Annotated in this window: 23 protein-coding genes, 1 other RNA gene and 2 pseudogenes; 12 read left to right on the top strand and 14 right to left on the bottom strand. The window is 58.3% G+C overall.

Features of this window, described 5'->3' with window-relative positions:
* Positions 1–225: 225 nt before the first annotated feature.
* Genes I9H07_RS22410 through I9H07_RS22395 form a run of 4 tightly spaced genes read right to left on the bottom strand, consistent with a single transcriptional unit; the run spans position 226 to position 3074 of the window.
* Positions 226–960, bottom strand: coding sequence for an amino acid ABC transporter ATP-binding protein (locus I9H07_RS22410; RefSeq protein WP_024645141.1), 735 nt, complete (start codon positions 958–960; stop codon positions 226–228).
* Positions 947–1597 (bottom strand): amino acid ABC transporter permease, encoded by a 651-nt coding sequence (locus I9H07_RS22405; protein ID WP_236533832.1) that lies wholly within the window; start codon positions 1595–1597, stop codon positions 947–949. The genes I9H07_RS22410 and I9H07_RS22405 overlap by 14 nt, the downstream gene beginning before the upstream one ends.
* Positions 1594–2259, bottom strand: a complete 666-nt coding sequence (locus I9H07_RS22400) for an amino acid ABC transporter permease (RefSeq protein WP_024645143.1) — start codon at positions 2257–2259, stop codon at positions 1594–1596. Before I9H07_RS22400 ends, I9H07_RS22405 begins: the two co-directional genes overlap by 4 nt.
* A gap of 29 nt (positions 2260–2288) precedes the next feature.
* Positions 2289–3074, bottom strand: coding sequence for a transporter substrate-binding domain-containing protein (locus I9H07_RS22395; protein ID WP_024674576.1), 786 nt, complete (start codon positions 3072–3074; stop codon positions 2289–2291).
* Positions 3075–3334: 260 nt separating this feature from the next.
* Here I9H07_RS22395 and I9H07_RS22390 point away from each other — a divergent pair, with 260 nt between their 5' ends.
* The 6 genes from I9H07_RS22390 (at position 3335) to I9H07_RS22365 (ending at position 9419) form a co-directional block, all read left to right on the top strand.
* On the top strand, positions 3335–4039 hold the full coding sequence (locus I9H07_RS22390; protein WP_058391548.1) for a FadR/GntR family transcriptional regulator: 705 nt from the start codon (positions 3335–3337) through the stop codon (positions 4037–4039).
* A 121-nt stretch (positions 4040–4160) separates the two neighbouring features.
* A complete protein-coding gene (gene trxA, locus I9H07_RS22385; RefSeq protein WP_024645146.1) occupies positions 4161–4490 on the top strand; it encodes a thioredoxin TrxA in 330 nt (109 codons plus the stop codon).
* Between the two features lie 230 nt (positions 4491–4720).
* Positions 4721–5980 carry a transcription termination factor Rho gene (gene rho, locus I9H07_RS22380; RefSeq protein WP_007248148.1) on the top strand — a complete coding sequence of 420 codons (1260 nt, stop codon included), beginning with the start codon at positions 4721–4723 and terminating at the stop codon, positions 5978–5980.
* 128 nt (positions 5981–6108) lie between these two features.
* Entirely contained in the window at positions 6109–7575 is a 1467-nt protein-coding gene (gene ubiD, locus I9H07_RS22375) for a 4-hydroxy-3-polyprenylbenzoate decarboxylase (RefSeq protein ID WP_058391549.1), read from the top strand.
* Positions 7575–8543 carry a CDP-6-deoxy-delta-3,4-glucoseen reductase gene (locus I9H07_RS22370; RefSeq protein ID WP_024674573.1) on the top strand — a complete coding sequence of 323 codons (969 nt, stop codon included), beginning with the start codon at positions 7575–7577 and terminating at the stop codon, positions 8541–8543. Before ubiD ends, I9H07_RS22370 begins: the two co-directional genes overlap by 1 nt.
* Before the next feature lie 207 nt (positions 8544–8750).
* Positions 8751–9419 carry a gamma-glutamylcyclotransferase gene (locus tag I9H07_RS22365; protein WP_024674572.1) on the top strand — a complete coding sequence of 223 codons (669 nt, stop codon included), beginning with the start codon at positions 8751–8753 and terminating at the stop codon, positions 9417–9419.
* 1 nt (position 9420) lies between these two features.
* Here the strand turns inward: I9H07_RS22365 and glpT are convergent, their stop codons facing one another.
* Positions 9421–10794, bottom strand: coding sequence for a glycerol-3-phosphate transporter (glpT, locus tag I9H07_RS22360; protein ID WP_236425120.1), 1374 nt, complete (start codon positions 10792–10794; stop codon positions 9421–9423).
* A 196-nt stretch (positions 10795–10990) separates the two neighbouring features.
* Here glpT and I9H07_RS22355 point away from each other — a divergent pair.
* Positions 10991–11210 (top strand): annotated as a pseudogene (locus I9H07_RS22355) (energy transducer TonB); the annotation flags it as partial.
* Between the two features lie 97 nt (positions 11211–11307).
* Here I9H07_RS22355 and I9H07_RS24955 read toward each other — a convergent pair.
* The 4 genes and pseudogenes from I9H07_RS24955 to I9H07_RS22335 all read right to left on the bottom strand — a co-directional run bounded on the left by I9H07_RS24955 (position 11308) and on the right by I9H07_RS22335 (position 15446).
* Positions 11308–12100 (bottom strand): annotated as a pseudogene (locus I9H07_RS24955) (hypothetical protein).
* A 37-nt stretch (positions 12101–12137) separates the two neighbouring features.
* Positions 12138–12419 (bottom strand): bacteriocin immunity protein, encoded by a 282-nt coding sequence (locus I9H07_RS22345; RefSeq protein ID WP_236426300.1) that lies wholly within the window; start codon positions 12417–12419, stop codon positions 12138–12140.
* A complete protein-coding gene (locus I9H07_RS22340) occupies positions 12416–14350 on the bottom strand; it encodes an S-type pyocin domain-containing protein (protein WP_419204185.1) in 1935 nt (644 codons plus the stop codon). Before I9H07_RS22340 ends, I9H07_RS22345 begins: the two co-directional genes overlap by 4 nt.
* A 112-nt stretch (positions 14351–14462) precedes the next feature.
* Positions 14463–15446: an NADPH:quinone oxidoreductase family protein gene (locus I9H07_RS22335; protein WP_236423705.1), complete on the bottom strand. Its 984-nt coding sequence runs from the start codon at positions 15444–15446 to the stop codon at positions 14463–14465.
* Between the two features lie 130 nt (positions 15447–15576).
* Between I9H07_RS22335 and I9H07_RS22330 the strand changes: the two genes are divergently transcribed.
* A complete protein-coding gene (locus I9H07_RS22330) occupies positions 15577–15987 on the top strand; it encodes a flagellar basal body-associated protein FliL (protein WP_024674565.1) in 411 nt (136 codons plus the stop codon).
* A 6-nt stretch (positions 15988–15993) separates the two neighbouring features.
* On the opposite strand, the gene I9H07_RS22325 is transcribed toward I9H07_RS22330, so the two are convergent.
* Positions 15994–16443 (bottom strand): EVE domain-containing protein, encoded by a 450-nt coding sequence (locus I9H07_RS22325; protein WP_024674564.1) that lies wholly within the window; start codon positions 16441–16443, stop codon positions 15994–15996.
* A gap of 337 nt (positions 16444–16780) precedes the next feature.
* Here I9H07_RS22325 and I9H07_RS22320 point away from each other — a divergent pair, with 337 nt between their 5' ends.
* Positions 16781–16933, top strand: a complete 153-nt coding sequence (locus tag I9H07_RS22320; protein WP_032606463.1) for a hypothetical protein — start codon at positions 16781–16783, stop codon at positions 16931–16933.
* A 62-nt stretch (positions 16934–16995) separates the two neighbouring features.
* Here the strand turns inward: I9H07_RS22320 and I9H07_RS22315 are convergent, their stop codons facing one another.
* The 4 genes from I9H07_RS22315 to I9H07_RS22300 all read right to left on the bottom strand — a co-directional run bounded on the left by I9H07_RS22315 (position 16996) and on the right by I9H07_RS22300 (position 18460).
* Entirely contained in the window at positions 16996–17625 is a 630-nt protein-coding gene (locus tag I9H07_RS22315; protein ID WP_236423703.1) for a 5-formyltetrahydrofolate cyclo-ligase, read from the bottom strand.
* 90 nt (positions 17626–17715) lie between these two features.
* A non-coding RNA gene (gene ssrS / locus I9H07_RS22310) (6S RNA) lies at positions 17716–17894 on the bottom strand.
* Between the two features lie 30 nt (positions 17895–17924).
* A complete protein-coding gene (locus I9H07_RS22305) occupies positions 17925–18254 on the bottom strand; it encodes a cell division protein ZapA (RefSeq protein ID WP_024674562.1) in 330 nt (109 codons plus the stop codon).
* Positions 18251–18460 (bottom strand): TIGR02449 family protein, encoded by a 210-nt coding sequence (locus I9H07_RS22300; RefSeq protein WP_024645160.1) that lies wholly within the window; start codon positions 18458–18460, stop codon positions 18251–18253. The genes I9H07_RS22305 and I9H07_RS22300 overlap by 4 nt, the downstream gene beginning before the upstream one ends.
* 147 nt (positions 18461–18607) lie before the next feature.
* On the opposite strand from I9H07_RS22300, the gene I9H07_RS22295 reads away from it, so the two are divergent.
* The 3 genes from I9H07_RS22295 (at position 18608) to ubiH (ending at position 21758) form a co-directional block, all read left to right on the top strand.
* Positions 18608–19162, top strand: a complete 555-nt coding sequence (locus tag I9H07_RS22295) for a YecA family protein (protein WP_058824893.1) — start codon at positions 18608–18610, stop codon at positions 19160–19162.
* Between the two features lie 77 nt (positions 19163–19239).
* The gene (gene pepP / locus I9H07_RS22290) at positions 19240–20574 is read left to right on the top strand and encodes a Xaa-Pro aminopeptidase (RefSeq protein ID WP_236423702.1); all 1335 of its coding nucleotides are present in this window, start codon (positions 19240–19242) and stop codon (positions 20572–20574) included.
* Positions 20571–21758: a 2-octaprenyl-6-methoxyphenyl hydroxylase gene (ubiH, locus tag I9H07_RS22285; protein ID WP_236423700.1), complete on the top strand. Its 1188-nt coding sequence runs from the start codon at positions 20571–20573 to the stop codon at positions 21756–21758. Before pepP ends, ubiH begins: the two co-directional genes overlap by 4 nt.
* The last annotated feature ends 30 nt before the right edge of the window (positions 21759–21788 follow it).

Raw genomic sequence — 21788 nt, 5'->3', positions numbered from 1 at the left:
TATGGCTATCTGGGCAGTGTGACGCGGAGCGTCACGAAATGCATTCCCACGCGGAGCGTGAGGAACGATAGGTGTCTGGACGAACCCGATCGTGCCCATGCTCCGCGTGGGCATGCCGTTCCGGACGCTCTGCGTCCGCTCTTGAGGGCGTTGCGCAGTCTGGACGAACCTGATCGTGCCCATGCTCCGCGTGGGCATGCCGTTCCGGACGCTCTGCGTCCAGCGTCAGGCTTGTTCTGCTGTGCCGATGAAGTTCGCGAGTTCCGGGGTTTTCGGGTTGGCGAAAAGTTCTTTCGGGTCGCCCACTTCATGCACTTTGCCCTGGTGCATGAACACCAGTTTGTCGCCCACTTCACGGGCGAAGCGCATTTCGTGGGTCACCATGATCAGGGTCATGCCGTCTGCCGCCAGTTGCCGAACGACACTGAGCACTTCGTTGACCAGCTCAGGGTCCAGCGCCGAGGTGATTTCGTCGCACAGCAAGACCCTGGGCGACATGGCCAGCGCACGGGCAATGGCCACACGTTGCTGCTGGCCGCCAGACAGGCGATCCGGGAAGGCATCGAATTTCTCGCCGAGCCCGACACGCTCCAGCATCTTCCTCGCCAGTTTGGCCGCTTCTGCCTTCGGTACCTTCTGCACGACCTGCGGCGCGAGCATCACGTTCTCGCCCACGCTCAGGTGCGGGAACAGGTTGAACTGCTGAAACACCATGCCGACTTTCTGCCGCAGCGTGCGCAGATCGGCGCGTGCGGCGTCCAGATACTCGCCGTCCACTTCAATCACGCCATCGTTGATCGACTCCAGCCCGTTGAGCGTGCGCAGCAGGGTGCTCTTGCCCGAACCGCTGCGGCCGATGATCGCCACCACCTGGCCTTCTTCGACCGAGAGATCGATGCCCTTCAGTACGTGGTGATCGCCATAGTATTTATGCAGGGCGGAAATTCTAAGCAGAGGCATGCAGTCTCCTTTCCAGATGGCGCGCACACAGCGACAAGGGATAGCAAAGGATGAAGTAGCCCAGGGCAACAAAGCCATAGACCATGAAAGGTTCGAACGTGGCGTTGGCCAGCATGCTGCCGGTCTTGGTCAGTTCGGTGAAGCCGATGATCGAGGTCACCGCGGTGCCTTTGACCACCTGCACGGAAAAGCCCACGGTCGGTGCAATGGCGATGCGCAGCGCCTGAGGCAGGATCACGTAACGCATCTGCTCAAGCGGCGTCATCGCCAGGATGGCGGACGCTTCCCATTGGCCCTTGGAAATCGACTCCACGCAGCCGCGCCAGATTTCCGCGAGGTAAGCGCTGGTGAACAAGGTCAAGGCCAGCGCCGCCGCGGCCCATGGCGAAATGTTCATGCCCATCAGCGCTACACCGAAGAACACCAGAAACAGCTGCATCAACAGCGGCGTGCCCTGAAACAGCTCTATATAGAGCTTGGCGATCACACGCGGGCCGGACTTTTCCGAGGTGCGCATGCCCATGATCAGCAAGCCGATCAGCCCGCCGCCGATAAACGCCACCAGCGACAGGGCAACGGTCCATTGCAGGCCGATGAGCAGGTTGCGCACGATGTCCCAGAGGGTGAAATCCATCAGCGGCTCCTCGCTATGTAACGTCGCCCGATCCAGGCCAGCAACTGACGGATCAGCAGCGCCATGGCCAGGTAGATCAGGGTCGTCACGATGTAGGTTTCAAACGACCGGAAGTTGCGCGACTGAATGAAGTTGGCAAAGAAACTCAGCTCTTCGGTGGCAATCTGCGAACAGACCGCCGAACCCAGCATCACGATGATGATCTGGCTGCTCAGCGCCGGCCAGACTTTGCCCAGTGCCGGCACCAGCACCACGTAGCGAAAGGCTTCATAACGATTCATCGCCAGTGCGGCCGACGCTTCAAGCTGACCCTTGGGAATTGCCTGAATGCCCGCGCGCACGATTTCGGTCGAGTAAGCCCCCAGGTTGACGACCATCGCCAGTACCGCCGCCTGCCATTCTGTGATCTGCACGCCCAGCGACGGCAGGCCGAAGAAGATAAAGAACAGCTGGACCAGAAACGGCGTGTTGCGGATCAGCTCGACGTAAATGGCGAAGATCGTCGCAAAGGGCTGGATCTTCCAGGCCCTCACGACAGCCCCGACAATGCCGAGGCTGACGCCGAGCAGGGTGCCGATGGCGGTCAGTTCCAGCGTGAACAAAGCCCCGCGCAACAGCACGTCGAGGTTCTGCAGGACCGGTGTGAAGTCGAAGTGATAAGCCATGGGTGAATCCTGTGACCGAAAAGCAGTAATCAGAGATCGGCGGGCAGCGGTTGCTTCAGCCAGGTCTGGGATGCTTTTTCCAGCGAGCCGTCAGCCTTGGCAGCGTTCAGAATCTCGTTGACCTTGCCCAGCAGTTCCGGCTGACCCTTGTTCACACCGACGTACACCGGCGAGTCCTTGAGTTTCACTTTCAGCGCAGGGATGCGTTTAGGGTTGCGCTCGCTGATGGCGACCATCACCACGTTGCCGCTGGCGATCAGATCGGTCTGGCCGGCGAGATAAGCCGCGATGGTCGAATTGTTGTCTTCAAAGCGCTTGATGGTGGTGCCTTCAGGTGCAACGGCCGACAGCTCGATGTCTTCGATAGCGCCACGGGTCACGCTGATGGTTTTGCCTTTCAGGTCGGCGATGTCCTTGACCGGAGAATCAGGCGGGCCGAATACCGCCAGGTAAAACGGAGCATAGGCGCGGGAGAAATCGATGACTTTCTCGCGGTCCGGGTTTTTGCCCAGGCTGGAGATCACCAGATCAACCTTGCCGGTGGTCAGGAACGGGATGCGGTTGGTGCTGTTGACCGGCGTCAGTTCCAGTTTGACCTTCAACCTGTCGGCCAGCAGTTGTGCAGTATCGATGTCCAGACCGCGCGGCTTCATGTCCGGGCCGACCGAGCCGAACGGCGGGAAGTCCTGGGGTACGGCAACCTTCAAGGTGCCGCGCGTCATGACGTCGTCCAGGCCGTTGGCGTGCGCGGGCGTCTGGCTCAGCATCAGGCTGGCAAACAAGGCAGTAAGCAGAGCGCTGTAACGCTTGGTCATATGAAATCTCCGGGCGGAACGAAAGATGTTGGCGTGTATCCCGTTCACAGCAGTGCACAGCGCATGCCATTCGCTCGTTACGCGCCATAACTCAAGGTTTTCAGTGCTATTACGGTCTTACTGGTCTGACCAGTTGGCGTATCTCACGCCCTTCTTTGGCGCGCCTTGAGGCCCGACCGCCCCAGTGCTGGGCGTCGCTTGCCGAATTTTCGAGATGGGGATAAAAGGGCTTTTTACTGGACTGACTGGCCTGAACAGTGATGCCGCACACTTCACTCGCAGTACCCGAATCAGCCCTCCGGGCCATTCGCAAGTTGATTGCCGAACAAGGGTACAAGCCCGGCGAAAGCCTGCCGTCGCAACGCGATCTGGCGGTTTTGCTGGGTGTCAGTCGCGCCTCGCTGCGTGAAGCCTTGTCGTCGCTCAGCGCCTTGGGCGTGGTCAGCGTGCAGCCGGGCAAAGGCGTGTTCGTTCAGTCCGTTTCTGAACCAGAACAGCGCACGAGCGGATTTTCCTGGCCTTTCGAAGCCCGGGTCTCACCCGCTGACACTTTTCAGTTGCGCTACGCACTGGAAGGCTTCGCTGCAGGGCTGGCCGCCGTGACGCTGACGGCCGACGAACGTGACGTGCTGGAAGACAACGTCGAAGCGATGCGCCTGGAGTTGCGCGCCGGAGACTTTGAAGCGGCCGCCCGGCTGGATTTCGAATTTCACCGGCATATCCTGGTCGCCAGCGGCAATCAGGCGATGCTCGGGATTGTCACGGCAGGCGCGGATATTTTCCTCGAAAGCCAGAAAATGCCATTCATCCGCGCGGCTCGAGTCATGGAAACCTGGCAGGAGCACCGCAAGATTCTCCGTGCCCTGGCCCGGCACGCCTCGGGCCCGGCGCAAAAGGCCATGCAGGAACACATACGTGGTGCAGCCCTGCGTACCGGCATCGTCTTCGTGTCACCCTCGAACTGAGCGTCGGCCATAACCGCAGTCATGCCGCACGATAGCCAGACTCAATGAAGCTTTGCTTCCTGAATCACAGCAGGACCGCTATGATGGGCGTCGTTTTTAGCCTACGACCTCGGAGACTTCCATGAGCAACGACCTGATCAAACACGTCACCGACGCCACCTTCGAAGCTGAAGTACTCAAGGCTCAGGGTCCTGTGCTTGTTGACTACTGGGCTGAATGGTGTGGCCCGTGCAAGATGATTGCCCCGGTACTGGACGAAATCGCCACTACCTACGAAGGCAAGCTGACGATCGCCAAGCTGAACATCGATGAAAACCAGGAAACCCCTGCCAAGCATGGCGTGCGCGGTATTCCTACGCTGATGCTGTTCAAGAACGGCAATGTTGAGGCGACCAAAGTGGGCGCTCTGTCGAAGTCGCAGCTGGCTGCATTCCTCGACGCCAACATCTGAGGCGTTTCAAAGCCCCGCAAAATGCGGGGTTTTTTTCGAGTGTCATACTAGACGCCCGGAAAATCAGGTGGTACATTCGGCCCCGCAACGGCTTCTCCGTTGCCCCCTGCTAGCCGTCGCCGACGCTCTCCTTTCGATTTGTACGCGATCCTGTCGCCTTCTTTGCGGCGCGGCCTCATTAAGCCAAAAGCTTAATTTCCCCCTCCATACATGATTACGTCATTCCCCATATGAACCTGACTGAACTCAAGCAAAAGCCGATTACCGAATTGCTCGAAATGGCCGAACAGGCCGGCATAGAAAATATGGCCCGCTCGCGCAAGCAGGACGTCATTTTCTCCCTGCTGAAACGGCACTCGAAAAGTGGCGAGGAAATATCCGGTGATGGCGTGCTGGAGATTCTCCAGGACGGCTTCGGTTTCCTGCGCTCTGCAGATGCGTCCTACCTGGCCGGCCCTGATGACATCTACGTCTCCCCCAGCCAGATCCGCCGTTTCAACCTGCGTACCGGCGACACCATCGTTGGCAAGATCCGTCCACCGAAAGAAGGTGAGCGTTATTTCGCTCTGCTCAAGGTCGACACGATCAACTACGACCGTCCGGAAAACGCCAAGAACAAGATTCTGTTCGAAAACCTGACGCCGCTGTTCCCGACGATCCGCATGAAGATGGAAGCCGGTAACGGTTCCACCGAAGACCTGACCGGTCGTGTGATCGATCTGTGCGCACCGATCGGTAAAGGTCAGCGTGGTCTGATCGTTGCTCCGCCGAAGGCGGGCAAGACCATCATGCTGCAGAACATCGCGTCGAACATCACGCGTAACAATCCGGAAGTGCATCTGATCGTTCTGCTGATCGACGAGCGTCCGGAAGAAGTAACCGAAATGCAGCGCACCGTGCGCGGCGAAGTGGTTGCCTCGACGTTCGACGAACCGCCAACCCGTCACGTACAGGTTGCCGAAATGGTGATCGAGAAGGCCAAGCGCCTTGTCGAGCACAAGAAAGACGTCGTGATCCTGCTCGACTCCATCACCCGTCTGGCTCGCGCCTACAACACCGTCATCCCGAGCTCCGGCAAGGTACTGACCGGTGGTGTCGATGCTCACGCCCTCGAGAAGCCAAAGCGTTTCTTCGGTGCTGCGCGAAACATCGAAGAAGGCGGCTCGCTGACCATCATCGCCACCGCACTGGTTGAAACCGGTTCGAAGATGGATGAAGTCATCTACGAAGAGTTCAAGGGTACCGGCAACATGGAGCTGCCTCTGGATCGCAAGATCGCAGAAAAGCGTGTGTTCCCGGCCATCAACATCAACCGCTCCGGCACACGCCGTGAAGAGCTGTTGACCGCTGATGACGAGTTGCAGCGCATGTGGATCCTGCGCAAGCTGCTGCACCCGATGGACGAAGTCGCCGCTATCGAGTTCCTGATCGACAAGCTCAAGCAGACCAAGACCAACGACGAGTTCTTCCTGTCCATGAAACGCAAGTAACAGGCAGGCTGGCTCAAAAAATGGTGTCCTTCGGGGCACCATTTTTTTTGCCTGCGTGCCGCGGATTAGCTGCCTTGAAGGGCCGGAGCAGGTAGGATGTGCATCTATTTGGATAAATGGCCGGGTTAATGAAATTCAAAGATCTAAGGGATTTCGTGCAGCAGCTTGAGCAGCGCGGAGAGTTGAAACGCATCCAGATGCCGATCTCACCTGTGCTGGAAATGACTGAAATCTGTGACCGTACCTTGCGCGCCAAAGGCCCGGCCCTGCTGTTCGAAAAACCGGTCGGCTTTGATATTCCGGTGCTCGGCAACCTGTTTGGCACGCCCGAGCGCGTGGCCATGGGCATGGGCGCCGAAGCGGTCAGTGAGCTGCGCGAAATCGGCAAGTTGCTGGCGTTCCTCAAAGAGCCCGAGCCACCCAAGGGGCTGAAAGACGCGTGGTCCAAACTGCCGATCTTCCGCAAGGTCATCGCCATGGCGCCCAAGGTCGTCAAGGACGCGCCGTGTCAGGAGATCGTCATCGAAGGCGATGACGTAGACCTCGGCATGCTGCCCGTACAGACCTGCTGGCCGGGCGATGTCGCGCCGCTGATCACCTGGGGCCTGACGGTGACCAAAGGCCCGAACAAGGAGCGCCAGAACCTCGGCATCTATCGCCAGCAGGTGATCGGCCGCAACAAGATCATCATGCGCTGGCTCAGCCATCGAGGCGGCGCGCTGGACTTCCGTGACTGGTGCGCCAAACATCCCGGCGAGCCGTATCCGGTTGCTGTGGCGCTGGGTGCTGACCCGGCAACCATTCTGGGTGCAGTGACCCCGGTGCCGGACAGCCTCTCCGAATACGCGTTCGCCGGGCTGCTGCGCGGTTCGCGCACCGAGCTGATCAAATGCCGTGGCAGCAACCTGCAAGTGCCTGCCAGCGCCGAGATCGTGCTGGAGGGTGTGATCCATCCGGGCGAAATAGCCAATGAAGGGCCTTACGGCGACCACACCGGCTATTACAACGAAGTCGACAGCTTTCCGGTGCTGACCGTCGAGCGGATCACCCATCGCATCAAGCCCATCTACCACAGCACCTACACCGGCCGGCCGCCGGATGAGCCGGCGATTCTGGGCGTCGCGCTCAACGAAGTGTTTGTGCCGATCCTGCAAAAGCAGTTTCCGGAAATCGTCGATTTCTACTTGCCGCCCGAGGGATGTTCGTACCGCATGGCGGTGGTGACCATCAAGAAACAGTACCCCGGTCATGCCAAGCGCGTGATGCTGGGTGTCTGGTCGTTCCTGCGCCAGTTCATGTACACCAAGTTCGTGATCGTGACCGACGACGACATTAATGCGCGTGACTGGAACGACGTGATCTGGGCCATCACCACGCGCATGGACCCCAAGCGCGACACGGTGATGATCGACAACACGCCCATCGATTACCTGGACTTTGCTTCTCCGGTCTCGGGGCTGGGATCAAAAATGGGTCTGGATGCCACTAACAAATGGCCAGGCGAGACCACGCGTGAATGGGGCAGGGCGATCGTCAAGGACGAAGCCACTACCCGCCGGGTGGACGAGATCTGGACGCAGTTGGGAATAGATTGATGCGCGTAACCTTGCAGCCGTCAGGTGCGGTGCTGGAAACCCTGCCGGGCGAGCGGATTCTCGATGCCGCACAGCGCCTCGGCTACGATTGTCCGCAGAGCTGTCGCAACGGCAATTGCCATGTCTGCTCGGCGTTGCTGGTCGAGGGCCGGGTGATGCAGTCGGGGCAGGAGCTTGATCATGGCGAGATTCACACCTGCGTGGCCGAGCCGCTCGAAGAGTGCGTCGTGCTGTGGGACGGCGTGCTGGCCAAAGGCGAGTTGCCGGTACGCAGTTTTGCCTGCCAGGTGAGCGAGTGCGTCGAGGTGGGGGGCGATGTCTGGCGAGTTGGTCTGCGCGCGCCAGCCGGCAAGGCACCGCGCTATCACGCCGGACAGTACCTGATGATCGAGCGTGAGAATGGCGAGAAATCGGCATTTTCCATCGCTTCGGCTCCGCACACCGGCCGCGAGCTGGAACTGCATGTGCTGGTTCGCGAAGACAGTGCACGCAGCCTGATCGAACAGTTGCAGCGCAACAAAATGGCGCGGGTCGAGTTGCCGTTTGGCGATACCCATCTGGCCGACCTGCCGGACGGCCCGCTGGTGCTGATCGCCGCAGGCACCGGCATGGCGCAGATGAACAGCCTGATCGAGCATTGCCGCGCCAAGGGCTTCAAGTACCCGGTGCATCTGTATTGGGGCGTGCGCAAGCCTGACGATTTTTATCAGGTCAGGCATTGGGATGAATGGGCGAAACTGCCCAACCTGTTCCTGCACAAGGTGGTCAGCGATGTGTGCGGCTGGGAAGGGCGTTGCGGCCTGCTGCATGAAGCCGTCTGCGAAGACATCAAGGATTTGTCGGCGGTACACGTCTACGCCAGCGGCTCGCCGGCGATGATTTACGGAACGCTGGACGCCCTTGTCAGCGCCGGCATGGACGCTCATCAGATGCGTGCGGATGTGTTCGCCTACGCCCCGCGTCCATGACTCCGGACTGACGGCAAGGCAAATGGAGTGTAAATTGCTTCAACTGCTTAGAGTTTTCGGCGATGTCATTGGCTCGCCGGACGTTTTTTGGCAACACAGGCCTGTGGCCTGCAGAGAGAACCGAACCACGACACCCTGATGCCGCTCACCCACGAGCGAGTCAGCGGGGCTCGGTAAAGACTGACAGTCAACCTGTCAGGGAGGCAAATGGACAATCCAGTCAACGAGTTGGCCGCGGCGGTGCACGACGGCCTCGGCCTGACGTATCCGCCCGTTATCGATATGGGCCCGCAGCTTACCCGCGAGCAACTGCTCGCATCCATGGGCGCCACCATGCGTCGTCACAAGGGCGGCCCGGTCTGGCTGTTCGCCTACGGCTCACTGATCTGGCGGCCCGAGTGCACCGCCGTAGAGAGCCAGCGCGCGCGCGTGCACGGTTATCACCGCGGGCTTTACCTGTGGTCCCACGAACATCGCGGTACGCCGGAAGTCCCCGGTCTGGTATTTGGCCTGGATCGCGGCGGCTCCTGCACCGGTTTCGCCTACCGTCTGCCGGATGAATGCCTGGAAAAGTCGCTGCTGGCGCTGTGGGAGCGCGAAATGCCGTACCCCTCGTATCGCCCGCACTGGCTCAACTGCCGTCTTGAGGACGGCAGAAAAGTGCAGGCGTTGGGTTTTGTCCTGGAGCGGCATCTGCCCAGCTATGCGGGCAACCTGCCAGACAGCGTGCTCAGCCATGTGCTGGCCACCGCCAGCGGGCGTTATGGCACCACCCGCGAGTACGTGGAGCAAACCGCCAAGGCCCTGCGTAGCCACGCCATGCCAGACCTGAATCTGGAGGCGCGGCTCAAGCGCTGCAAGTCAGCAACCGCCTGACTCAGGCCTTGGGAGGGTGGGAGGCGTCACCAGTGGTGTCTCTGGAACTGCTGGCGACCTGTTTGTGCCGTAGCGTCGGCGCCAGAAACGCCATCGCCAGAATGCACGCGCCGATCAGCAGCACGAAGCCGCCATCCCAGCCGAAGTGGTCAACCGTGTAGCCCATCGCCGCACTGGCTGCGACCGAACCGCCCAGATAACCGAACAGACCGGTGAAACCTGCTGCCGTACCCGCAGCCTTCTTCGGCGCGAGTTCCAGCGCCTGCAAGCCGATCAGCATCACCGGGCCGTAGATCAGGAAGCCGATGGACACCAGTGCGATCATGTCGACGGTCGGGTTGCCTTCAGGGTTCAGCCAGTACACCAGCGTGGCGATGGTCACCAGAAACATGAACACCATGCCGGTCAGGCCGCGATTGCCCTTGAAGATCTTGTCCGACATCCAGCCGCACAGCAGCGTGCCCGGAATGCCCGCCCACTCGTACAGAAAGTAAGCCCACGAGGTTTTATCAACCGAAAAGTGCTTGGCCTCTTTCAGGTACGTCGGCGCCCAGTCCAGCACGCCATAGCGCAGCAGGTAGACGAACACGTTGGCCATGGCGATGTACCAGAGGAACTTGTTGCGCAGCACATACTTGACGAAGATTTCCCTGGCGCTGAATTCTTCTTCGTGACTTGCGTCGTAGCCTTCCGGGTAATCGTTCTTGTAGTGCTCGATAGGCGGCAGGCCCACGGATTGCGGCGTGTCGCGCATCATGACGAACGCAAATACCGCCACCAGCAGCGCTACTGCAGCCGGTACGTAGAACGCCGCATGCCAGTCGTTGGTCCAGCCCATGCCGAGCAGGAACAGCGGACCGATCAGGCCGCCGCCGACGTTGTGCGCCACGTTCCACACCGACACCACGCCGCCGCGCTCTTTCTGCGACCACCAGTGGACCATCGTCCGCCCGCTCGGCGGCCAGCCCATGCCCTGCGCCCAGCCGTTGATGAACAGCAGCACAAACATGATCGTGACGCTGGAGGTTGCCCAGTGCGCAAAACCGAAGACAAACATGATCCCCGCAGAGACCAGCAGGCCGAACGGCAGGAAGTAACGCGGGTTGGAGCGGTCCGAAACGATGCCCATGAGGAATTTCGACAGACCATAGGCAATCGCGATGGCCGACATCGCCACGCCCAGCTGGCCCCGCGTGTAGCCCTCGTCGATCAGGTAAGGCATTGCCAGCGAGAAATTCTTGCGCAGCAGGTAGTAACCGGCATAACCGATAAAGATACCGGCGAAGATCTGCCAGCGCAGGCGACGATAAGTGCTGTCGACTTTTTCTTCGGGAAGGGGTGTCTGGTGCCTGGCGGGACGGAAAAAACCAAACATGGAGATGCTCCTGATTATTATTTTTTTGCGAATGCGAATATTACATTTTCATTACAGAAAAAAGCAGTGCCTCTCGGCTGATTTTTCGTAGGAAAACGGGACGAATTGTTGTTCTTTTATGAACATTGAGCATTTTCATTTGAGGCAATCCCCCTGCTTTGAGCAAGCTTCAGTTTTCGCAAGCAAAACCACTGTGGGTGCCAGGTGGCGGAAGAACGCCAAGCCGGATGTGTTCACGCGAACAGAGCTGTACCTGTCGAGCGGCCCGCTCATAGAGCAGTTTCTCAGCCTGGACGAACGTCAGGCTCTGGTTATTGAACTGCTGGAGGCGGTGCCGGGCATCGTCGCCCAATGCCAAAAAAAACCATGCGCAGGACGTGGATTATTTGCCGGAGAATGTCAGGAAGGCGCTGTAGTGGTCTGGTCTGTTTATAACGCTCGCGTCAGCATCACTTGATGCACAGCGCCTGGACCAAAGCATCATTGCCTTGGTCCAGGCTTTGTCGGGAGAACTCAGTGAGTGGCGCTCATATGTTGAATTGCTTCAAGCTGACTCATGTCGAGCGCTCCGTGAGCGGTGATCGCATTCGAAAAGTCTGTGATCGCGATTTCGATGGAGTCTTTCAATACCTTGATCGCGCCTTCAACGTCGCGTAAGGCGTCCGGCCCAAATGTCACGTGTACTGCCTGGCGAGACTCCGCTTCGCGCACGCGGGCTTCTTCTGCCAAGCGCTGCGCCAAGGCACGCTCTGCTTCTTCTATCTGACGCTGAGCCAATTGCAGCGCGGCTTCCTGAGCTCGCTGCTGCGCAGCTTGTTCTTGCGCAATTCTTCTCGCTGTTTCTTCAGCTTCGGCTTTTGCGCGCGCTGCCTCTTCGGCTTGGCGTTGTGCGGCTTCCTGGGCAAGGCGCTCAGCGTGTTGACGCTCTTGTTCTTTTAATCGAGCATGCAGTGATTCGAGGCTGATCTTGAACTCACTCAAAAATCGAATGCTCTGCATATGAAAATCAGCATCGATAGTCATTGAGAAAAAATCAGTTTGAACGCTCCCCGGCATGCTGCGGAGCAACGCCCTGTTCTCCATGTCATGCTTTGACGATCTCGTGTCACCCCACATGAATGTTATATTGTCAATATGATCTTGGCGCAGGGGGGGCACGCTTACTAGCCATTAGATGGTTGGCAGCGTTTATATGGCGTTCTACTATATATGCCTGCGGTTGTCCGTCAGTATTTCCAACATGATGAGAAACTTCTGCATGTAGAAAATTAGGAAGTTGATTAAGCTGATGGTTTAGTTCGTCCATGGACAGTTTTCCTTCTTTTATTTAAGTTTATAGTCGACTATGAGGCAACAGATGTCTTGAAGCCGGGCTTGCCATTTTTAGCTCGCCATTCTTTAATCTCTTTCATGACCCCAGCGGCGCTATCTTCTCGGCCTTCGGGTGGATAATATAATAGGTCCGACTTCTCTGGATGTTCGGTGACATCTGTGATGTGATCGACAAGGCTATTAACGTATTCTTCAGCATTTTCTTTAGTCTCGCTTACGCCAGCAAAAAGCTCATTCAGGATTTCCATGAATTCAGCTTCGGTATAATCGCTTAATTTAGACTTTAGTGTCATTGGTCTTTCCTGTGAGTTTGAATATGTTCTTTAGGTGTCATGATTATAAGGTTGTCCAGATCATAAACTGATCCCCCGTCACTAACCCAATGTTTGTGATGGATTTCATATTTCACGCGTTTGCCTACGTGATCTGCTAACGGTGCGCGAGGTGCACGTTTGTTTGATAGCTCTTCAAGGTTCAGCTCTCCAATATGACGGCTGAGTTCCGGATCTTTGGATACTTCCAGCCAGATCGCTTCCCTTAACTTGTCAAAACTTGCGAATGGTCGCCCACTCAGCTTTTCCGCAATACTGGAAGGAATCGGTGCTGGTTGGCTTGCCGTCGATCCTCTCAACCAGGTCGCTGTTACCGCCTCACCATACCCACTCGCAACCCCCGGAATGGACCTTGGGTCCTTGAACAGCAGGTAGGTGTTCGGCAGCCCGGAATCAATCGGTGAGATGAGAATGTAGTCATCGGGATCATCTCGATCAATCGCTGGGTAAGCTTCAAGCTCCGGTACAAAAGGGGTTACCGCGTTGCCTGGATCTACCGGCAGCGCTGGCGGTCCCGCCGGTGAGCTGGTCGAACCGTCTGCCGGTCGAGCTATTGGCGTCCATATCAGTGCCGGTGTGGACTCACCGTCGCGGATAAATTCGTAGGAATTGTTCGCTGCGTTGTAGGTGAACGTTCTTACGCGCACCTTGGTGCCAACGTTCACACCATCCGCAGCCATCCAGCGCACAGCGCCGCTCGTTCCGGCTTCGTTCGACACCAGTCGATGAGGGACGTCGAGCGTGCCTTTGACACTGGCAACGTATTCCAGGTCGATATGCGGCGGCAGGTTGAGCTGCGACAGGGGAGTGGCGATGACGGCGGGAGGCAATTCTGCATCGCCCAGCGGTTGTGGATACATCGCTAACAGCGTGACCAGATTGCTGCCCAGCGTTCTGGTCGCCATCCTGATGAGCTGATCTTTCGCGATGTTGGTCGCAACGCTTCTGATGCCCGGCGCTGCGGTGGTCGTTGCTGCGGGGGCAATAATTGACCACAGCTTTTCGATGCCAGCGGCCTGCCGGGATGATGTCTGCTGTGCATCTTGACTCGCCGCCTTGCTGGCCAGCGACAGCTCGGCATGACGAATGGACAGCGCTGCTGATTTTTCATTTAGCAACGCAATAGATTCGGCGAGAAGCTTTGCATCGTATGCCTTGGATAACGAGTCTACCCACGCTTGATGGGCATGCTGTATGAGTGCGGGATCACCTTGAGTTTGGTGCTCAAGATAGTTCCGGTAATCCTGCTGTGTAGAGTCGGGGCTGTTTTGGGCCGACCGCTCAACAGAGACCTGCCTGTCCAATTGTTCTTTCTTACCTGAAATCAGATAATTGATGCGTGCTTTTTCATGAAGTACTAAATCCAGAAGCTGTTGTTCACTCGGATGCTCGAAGTTCAGGTCGAAACCAGATTCGACTTCTTTTTGAATAGTATTCTGTAGCGCTTCAGAGGCGCTTGAGTAGAGTGACGCTAATCCCGACTGTGCCAGCGGATAATTGTCAGACAGTGTTTCAATAGAACGACGATGCGCTTCACCTTTCTCAGCTTGAGCTTGAGCTTGAGCTTGAGCTTGAGCTTGTGCATGTGATGCTACACGGGCTCGCTCAGTTAATTCTGCCTGAGCTCTTGCTTGTGCCGCAGCCTGCTCGGCAGCCTGAAGTTCTGCAAGTGCCTGAGCCTCGGAACGTGCTCGTGCTCGTGCTCGTGCCTGTGCTGCTTGCTGTTGTGCGCGTGCCTGTAGACGCCTGCGTCTCCGTTTGCTACTGGACGCGCCGGTATTAGTAAAGCCACTTCCAAAGAAGCCAGTGTTTTGAGGTTTGGACGAGCTTCCGTGACTTATGTTTACAGTCCCGCTTGTCCGGTCATGTAATATGTTTGTTTGCCGCTTTATTCATGTGGCCATACAGTTCTCCTTGTCTGTATGGCTATGTTGTTTTAGTCCTCAAGCGCTAATGACATATATATGTATTGAGATGCTAGATTTTTTGGATCATTGGAATTTTTCAGGTCTGTCTCACTACGACCACCACTTTCCCCACAGCCCTGCGCCCACCCAACAAATCAATCGCCTCCCCAGCTCGCTCCAGCGGATAAACCGTCGACACCAGCGGCTTCAACTTCCCCTCTTCAAACCACGCAAACAACTGCTTGAAGTTCGCCGCATTGTCCTGTGGTTGTCTCTGGGCAAACGAGCCCCAGAATACGCCGACCACCGAGGCACCTTTGAGCAGGGCGAGGTTGACGGGCAGGTCGGGGATGCGGCCGCTGGCGAAGCCGACGACCAGCAGGCGGCCGTTCCAGGCGATGGCGCGAATGGCCTGGTCGAAGAGGTCGCCGCCGACCGGGTCGTAGATCACGTCGGCGCCGTTGCCGTTGGTGAGGCGCTTGATTTCGTCCTTGAGGCTGGTTTCGCTGTAGTTGATGAGTTCGTCTGCGCCAGCATTTTTGGCCACTTCAAGTTTTTCGGCGCTGCTGGCCGCAGCGATGACGCGGGCGCCCATGGCTTTGCCGATTTCGACGGCGGCCAGGCCGACGCCACCGGATGCGCCGAGCACCAGCAGGGTTTCGCCGGGTTGCAGGTTGGCGCGCTGTTTGAGCGCGTGCATGGAGGTGCCGTAGGTCATGCTGAAGGCAGCGGCGGTGGTGAAGTCCATGCGTTCCGGGATCGACAGCACGTTGTAGTGGGGGACGGCGACCTGTTCGGCGAAGCTGCCCCAGCCGGTGAGGGCCATGACCCGGTCGCCGGGTTTTAAGTGGCTGACTTTTTCGCCTACGGCCGCTATCACGCCTGCCGCCTCGCCGCCCGGTGAGAACGGGAAGGGCGGTTTGAACTGGTATTTGCCTTCGATGATGAGCGTGTCGGGAAAGTTGACCCCGGCTGCGCGGACGTCGAGCAGGATTTCGTTGTGTTTGATCTTCGGGCCGGGGACGTCTTCAAGCACTAACGTAGTGGCAGGACCAAAGGCTTTGCAGAGCAGGGCTTTCATCGGGCTATTCCTTTTCCGGTTATGGCCGATAAAGTCAGTTAAGTGGGTCATCGGGTCAACAAGCATGGCCCTGCCTGATAAGCACACATAAGCTGTAAGCTACGTGGCAAACCGTATTAAGGAGTGGACTGTGAAAGCGTGGATTCTGATGGTATTGCTGGCCTTGTCGTTGCCCGTCATGGCGCAGGAAGAAGCCAAGGAAGAAGGTGGCCCTCCGAAGGCGTCGTATGTTTCGCTGACGCCTCCGTTCGTGGGCAATTACGCACTGGATGGCGGCCCGAAACTCCGCGTCTACAAAGCGGATATTGCATTGCGCGTAACCGGTGCCGATGCCGAAGCTGCGGTCAAACGCCATGACGCACTGATTCGCAATCAACTGGTCGCGCTGTTTACCCAGCAGACGGTCGATTCGATGAGCAGTGCTGAAGCAAAAGAAAATATTCGTCAGGAAGCGCTCAAGCAGGTTCAGCGCGTCATGAACGACGAAGAAGGCAAGCCGATGGTCGAAGACTTGCTGTTCAACAACTTCATCGTCCAGTAAAGCGGATCAGCGCAGTGCCAGGATTGCCGACCACTGTTCGGCGGTCACTGGCATGACGGACAGCCGGCTGCCTTTCTGCACCAGCGGCAGTTGTTCCAGCGTGCTTTGCTGTTTCAGATAACCCAGCCCCAATACCTTCTTGAAGATAGCCACGAACTCCACGTCGATGGCACTCCACGGGTTTTTATCCGCACTGGCCTTGGCGTCGTGGTAGTGGCTTTCCGGGTCCAGGGCCGTCGGGTCCGGATAAGCCGCCCTGGCGATTTTGCCAATCCCGGCGATGCCCGGTTCAGGGCAACTGGAATGATAGAAAAAGAATTCATCCCCCACCGCCATGTCTCTCAGGAAGTTACGCGCCTGATAGTTGCGCACGCCGTCCCAGCGGGCTTTGCCCAGTCGTTGCAGGTCGCTGATCGAGAATTCGTCAGGCTCGGACTTCATCAGCCAGTAGGCCATTGCACTTGCTCCAAAGACGTAGGCTCTGTACGAAAAGTGGCTGCGCTCGGTGATGCTGCGTTAAAAACAGGCTCAGAATGCTCATTTACAACACGTAGACTCCGCTTCCTCGCCTGTTTTTGCCTTGCCTGACCTTCGCTCGCCGACTTTTCGTACAGAGCCTAAAGTTTGCCGTAGGGCGAAAAGTTGTATGACAAACCGACAGTCGGCCTGCGCCACTATTTGCGTACTGGTTCACGTTACCGCAAAATGCCGCCCTTTAAAGTTCCACGATACTGCTCGGTTTTTCAAATGGCCGCGGCGGGCATCGTATTGATTTGCCTAAGGAGGGCAGTCATTGAAGCGCAAGCCTGATTTACTCTGGATTCTGGTTATTCTGTTTGGCTTGGGTGTCGTGACAACCGGTTATGCGCAGAGTTTGTGGACCAGCAAGGAAGATGCCCCTGTCGAAATCACCCAGCAGCAACAGAAAGTCCCCGGCAGGCATTAAGCCCTGCTTCTGCTCTGATCGTTGAATACTTCCAGCGATCAGAGTGTGCTCTTCTGTTCTGGTCAGTCAGATACCTTCACGCAGATACTTTCACACCCATACCATTGCTTATCCGATAGTGCGCCTTGCATCGGCACATCCCAGCTGGCTTGCGCCAGTTTGTCCACCTTCTGACACTCATGCGCCAGCCCCAGTAAAACGGGCTTGCGCCAGGTTTTTCTGCGCGCCAGGTAAGCCAGGCTGCGGTCATAGAAACCACCGCCCATGCCCAGGCGACCGCCCTGGTCATCGAACCCGACCAGCGGCATCAGGACCAGATCGAGGGCCCAGATGTTGCGCTGTTTCGCACGGTTGATGCGCGGCTCGGGGATACGAAAGCGATTGGGGATGAATTTCTCGCCGGGACGCACGCGCTGGAACACCATGCGTGTGCGCGGCCATGCATTGAGAACTGGCAGGTAGGTCGCCTTGCCGCGCCGCTGCGCTTCGCGCAATAGCAGGCGTGGGTCGATCTCGCCGTCCATCGGCAGGTACAGCGAAACATGTTTTGCGCGTCGAAACAGCGGGTGCTGGGCCAATTGACGATAAATGTCGCGTGCAGCCTGACGCTGCTGGCGCGGACTCAGCGACCTGCGCGCATTGCGCAGTTGGCGACGAAGTTGCGGGCGTGTGAGCGATTGAGCGCTGATCATGAGAGAGAGGTCATGCAGGCTGATCCGAGAGGTTGAAACCAGAGCTGGATCGTCATTGCCAGACAAGTCGTCTGGCAATGTATTGAATTAGGACTCCCCGACGAACCGCTGTCGGTGTAGCCCTTGAACCCGAAAGTTCAAGGTGGAGATTGCAGGAGGTTTTAAGGCTTTCCGTCGAGCGGACATGCACACCAACCCCAACGTGCAACCCCCGTGGTTGTGCGTATCGGCTCAGGGACATGACCGACTGGCAAGCACTCCAGGGAGCGGCGCAAGTATACAGAAATGCCCCGCAATAATCAGCCCCGAGTTGAATCCGGTGTGCCGGGGGTGTCTGTCGCCAGCACCAGATCGACCTTGTCGAGCAGATCACGCACCTGTTCGCGAGTCGAACCGCTGGCCTGCACGTCAGGCACATGCTCCTTGTGCAGCAGGTCGTGAGTAATGTTCAGGGCGGCCATCACGGCAATGCGATCAGCCCCGATAACTTTGCCGCTGCTGCGGATTTCACGCATCTTGCCATCCAGGTAGCGGGCAGCGCTGACCAGGTTGGTGCGCTCTTCCTGAGGGCAAATGATCGAATATTCCTTGTCGAGGATCTGAACGGTAACGCTGTTGCCATTGCTCATGATTCTTGCTCCAGGGCCTTGAGGCGCGAAATCATTGACTCGACCTTCTGCCGGGCGATTTCGTTTTTTTCAATGAGTTGGGCGCGTTCCTCGCGCCAGGACTTTTCCTGAGCTAATAGGAGTGCTTTTTCGCCTTTAAGTTGCTCGGCATACTTCAGGAGCAGCTCTACACGTTTCATCAGCGCTTGCAGGTCGGTGTCTTCCATTGTTTTCCACTGAGTACTTTCTGATGAATGGCAGGGGCAGCGATGCTCTTGCTCAAGCTCGAACCGCCGTCCGGGTGATCTTGTCGCGCGGATAGTCTAGGATACAAGGCCTTCATTCTAGACATTGCGCCGTTTGGCGACCAGCACATGCCCATTCAGAATTCTCCGTACAAAGCATTCGCCGCCCTGCTCAATAGTGGCGGTCACCAGGTATCACCCGCCGAGCTGCATGGTTTGCTGCTTGGCCGCAGTTGCGCCGGTGCCGGTTTCGACAACGAAGGCTGGTTCGCCGACGCCTCGGTGCTGCTGGAAACCGAGCCGCAGGATAACATTCGCGCAGCGCTTGTCGGCCTGCAAGAGATGGTCAAAGGCGAACTCACTGGCGACGACATGACGGTCGTGCTGTTGCTGCCGGGCGACGACGAGCCGCTGACCGAGCGTGCCGCTGCACTGGGCCAGTGGTGCCAGGGTTTCCTGTCAGGTTTTGGTCTGGCGATTGGCGACAAGACGCTCGGCGCTGAAGCCAAAGCCGTTCTCGAGGATCTGGCTGCCATTGCTCAGGTTCAGGATGCGCTGGAAGAGTCCGAAGACGGCGAGACCGATTACATGGAAGTCATGGAGTACATGCGCGTAGCGCCGTTGCTGCTCTTCACCGAGTTCAACGAGCCGTCCGCGCCGGAACCCAAGCCTTCCCTGCACTGACCGATAGCGGTTACTGCGACACCGGTCCTGGCTGACCCAGCCCAGGCCGGCAGACTCCATCAGGACTCAAGCTGCCAATGATTCAGATCCCGAAGTCCGAATACGCCCGCCGCCGCAAGGCGCTGATGGCTCAGATGGAGCCCGACAGCATCGCGATCCTGCCCGCCGCTGCGGTGGCTATTCGTAACCGGGATGTCGAGCACGTTTATCGCCAGGACAGCGACTTTCAGTACCTGAGCGGCTTTCCGGAACCGGAAGCGGTGGTGGTGCTGATTCCAGGGCGCGAGTATGGCGAGTACGTCCTTTTCTGCCGCGAGCGCAATCCCGAGCGCGAGCTATGGGATGGCTTGCGTGCCGGGCAGGAAGGTGCGATTCGCGATTTTGGCGCGGACGACGCCTTCCCGATCAGCGACATCGACGACATCCTGCCGGGCCTGATCGAAGGGCGCGACCGAGTATATTCGGCGATGGGCAGCAACCCTGAGTTCGACCGGCACCTGATGGACTGGATCAATGTGATTCGCTCCAAGGCGCACCTCGGCGCGCAGCCGCCGAAAGAGTTCGTGGCACTGGATCACCTGCTGCACGACATGCGCCTGTACAAGTCAGCGGCAGAAATCAAAGTCATGCGCGGCGCGGCGGAGATATCCGCGCGTGCCCATGTGCGTGCGATGCAGGCCTGTCGCGCCGGCCTGCATGAGTTCAGTCTGGAAGCCGAACTGGATTATGAGTTCCGCAGAGGCGGGTCGAAGATGCCTGCCTACGGCTCGATCGTCGCCTCGGGCCGTAATGCGTGCATCCTGCATTACCAGCAGAATGACGCAGTGCTCAAGGATGGCGATCTGGTACTGATCGATGCGGGCTGTGAAATCGACTGCTATGCCAGCGACATCACCCGCACCTTTCCGGTCAATGGCAGGTTCTCACCCGAGCAGAAAGCCATTTATGAGCTGGTGCTCAAATCGCAGTACGCGGCTTTTGAGGCCATCGGCCCGGACAAGCACTGGAACCAGGCGCACGAAGCGACGGTCCAGGTTATTACCGCCGGGCTGGTCGAGCTTGGTCTGCTGCAAGGCGATGTCGATCAGTTGATCCAGGCCGAAGCCTACAAGGCTTTTTACATGCACCGCGCCGGACACTGGCTGGGCATGGACGTCCACGACGTCGGCGAATACAAGGTCGGCGGCGAGTGGCGAGTACTGGAGATCGGCATGACGCTGACCGTTGAACCCGGGATTTACATATCCCCCGACAATCTGGATGTCGCGAAGAAATGGCGAGGTATTGGTGTGCGAATCGAGGATGACGTGGTGGTAACCAGGCGCGGCTGTGAAATCCTCTCCGGCGGCGTGCCCAAGACTGTCGCCGAGATCGAGGCGCTGATGGCTGACGCACAGGTGCAAACCGCATGAGCCGTTTCACTATCGCAATCGTGGGTGGGGGGCTGGTAGGCGCAAGTCTCGCGCTCGCGCTACAGGCCGGTGCCAAGGCGCGGGGCTGGAAAATCGTGCTGATCGAGCCTTTTGCACCGGGCGAAACCTGGCAGCCCAGTTACGACGCACGCTCCTCGGCGTTGTCGTTTGGCGCGCGGCGGATCTATGAGCGGCTCGGCGTCTGGCAGCAGATCGCGCGCCGCGCCGAGCCGATCTTGCAGATTCAGGTTTCGGACCGTGGTCGCTTCGGCGCGACCCGTCTTTCCGCGATTGAAGAGGGCGTTCCGGCGCTCGGCTATGTCGTGGAAAACGCCTGGATCGGCCAGGCGCTCTGGGCCGGTCTGGATCGGGACGTGGTCAGTTGGCGCGTGCCGGCAGAGGTCAAACACATGCAGCCGCTGCCGGATGGCTATCGCCTGACGTTGAATGATGAAACCGAACTGGAGTGTGATCTGGCCATACTCGCCGACGGCGGTCGTTCCAGCTTGCGTGAACAGCTGGGTATCGGCGTGCGCCAGCGGCCTTACGACCAGAGCGCGCTGATCGCCAATATCACGCCAAGCGAAGCCCATTGCGGGCAGGCGTTCGAGCGTTTTACCGATGATGGCCCGATGGCCTTGCTGCCACTGCCAGACAACCGCTGCGCGCTGGTCTGGACCCGTCCGGGCAATGACACCCAGCGGCTCGCCGAGCTCGATGACCGCAGTTTTCTTGAAGAGCTGCAAAGCGTGTTTGGCTATCGCCTGGGCACGTTGCGTCAGGTCGGAGCGCGCCATGTGTATCCGCTGGCGCTGGTCGAAGCCGAGGAGCAGGTGCGCTCGCATCTGGTGATCCTGGGCAATGCCGCGCACAGTCTGCATCCGATTGCCGGTCAGGGCTTCAACCTGTCGCTGCGTGACGCCGATGCGTTGGCCGAGACGCTGCTCGACAGTGATGCACCACTGGGTGATCTGTCGACCTTGCAGCGCTACCGCGAGCGTCAGTTGCTGGATCAGCAGTTGACCGTCGGTTTCTCCGACAAGGTGACACGCCTGTTCGGCAGCACCCAGTCGGCAGTGGCCACGGGGCGTAATCTGGGGCTGCTGGGCCTTGATCTGTTGCCGGTCGCTAAACGCTGGTTTGCCCGTCAGGCGATGGGGCTGGGGACGCGAACCGATGTGTGACGCACGTACTTTAAACAACGGGCTTCGGCC

Source organism: Pseudomonas syringae (assembly GCF_023278085.1).
GTDB classification, from domain to species: Bacteria; Pseudomonadota; Gammaproteobacteria; order Pseudomonadales; family Pseudomonadaceae; genus Aquipseudomonas; species Aquipseudomonas syringae_Q.
This window is presented reverse-complemented; position numbering and strand designations above follow the sequence as displayed.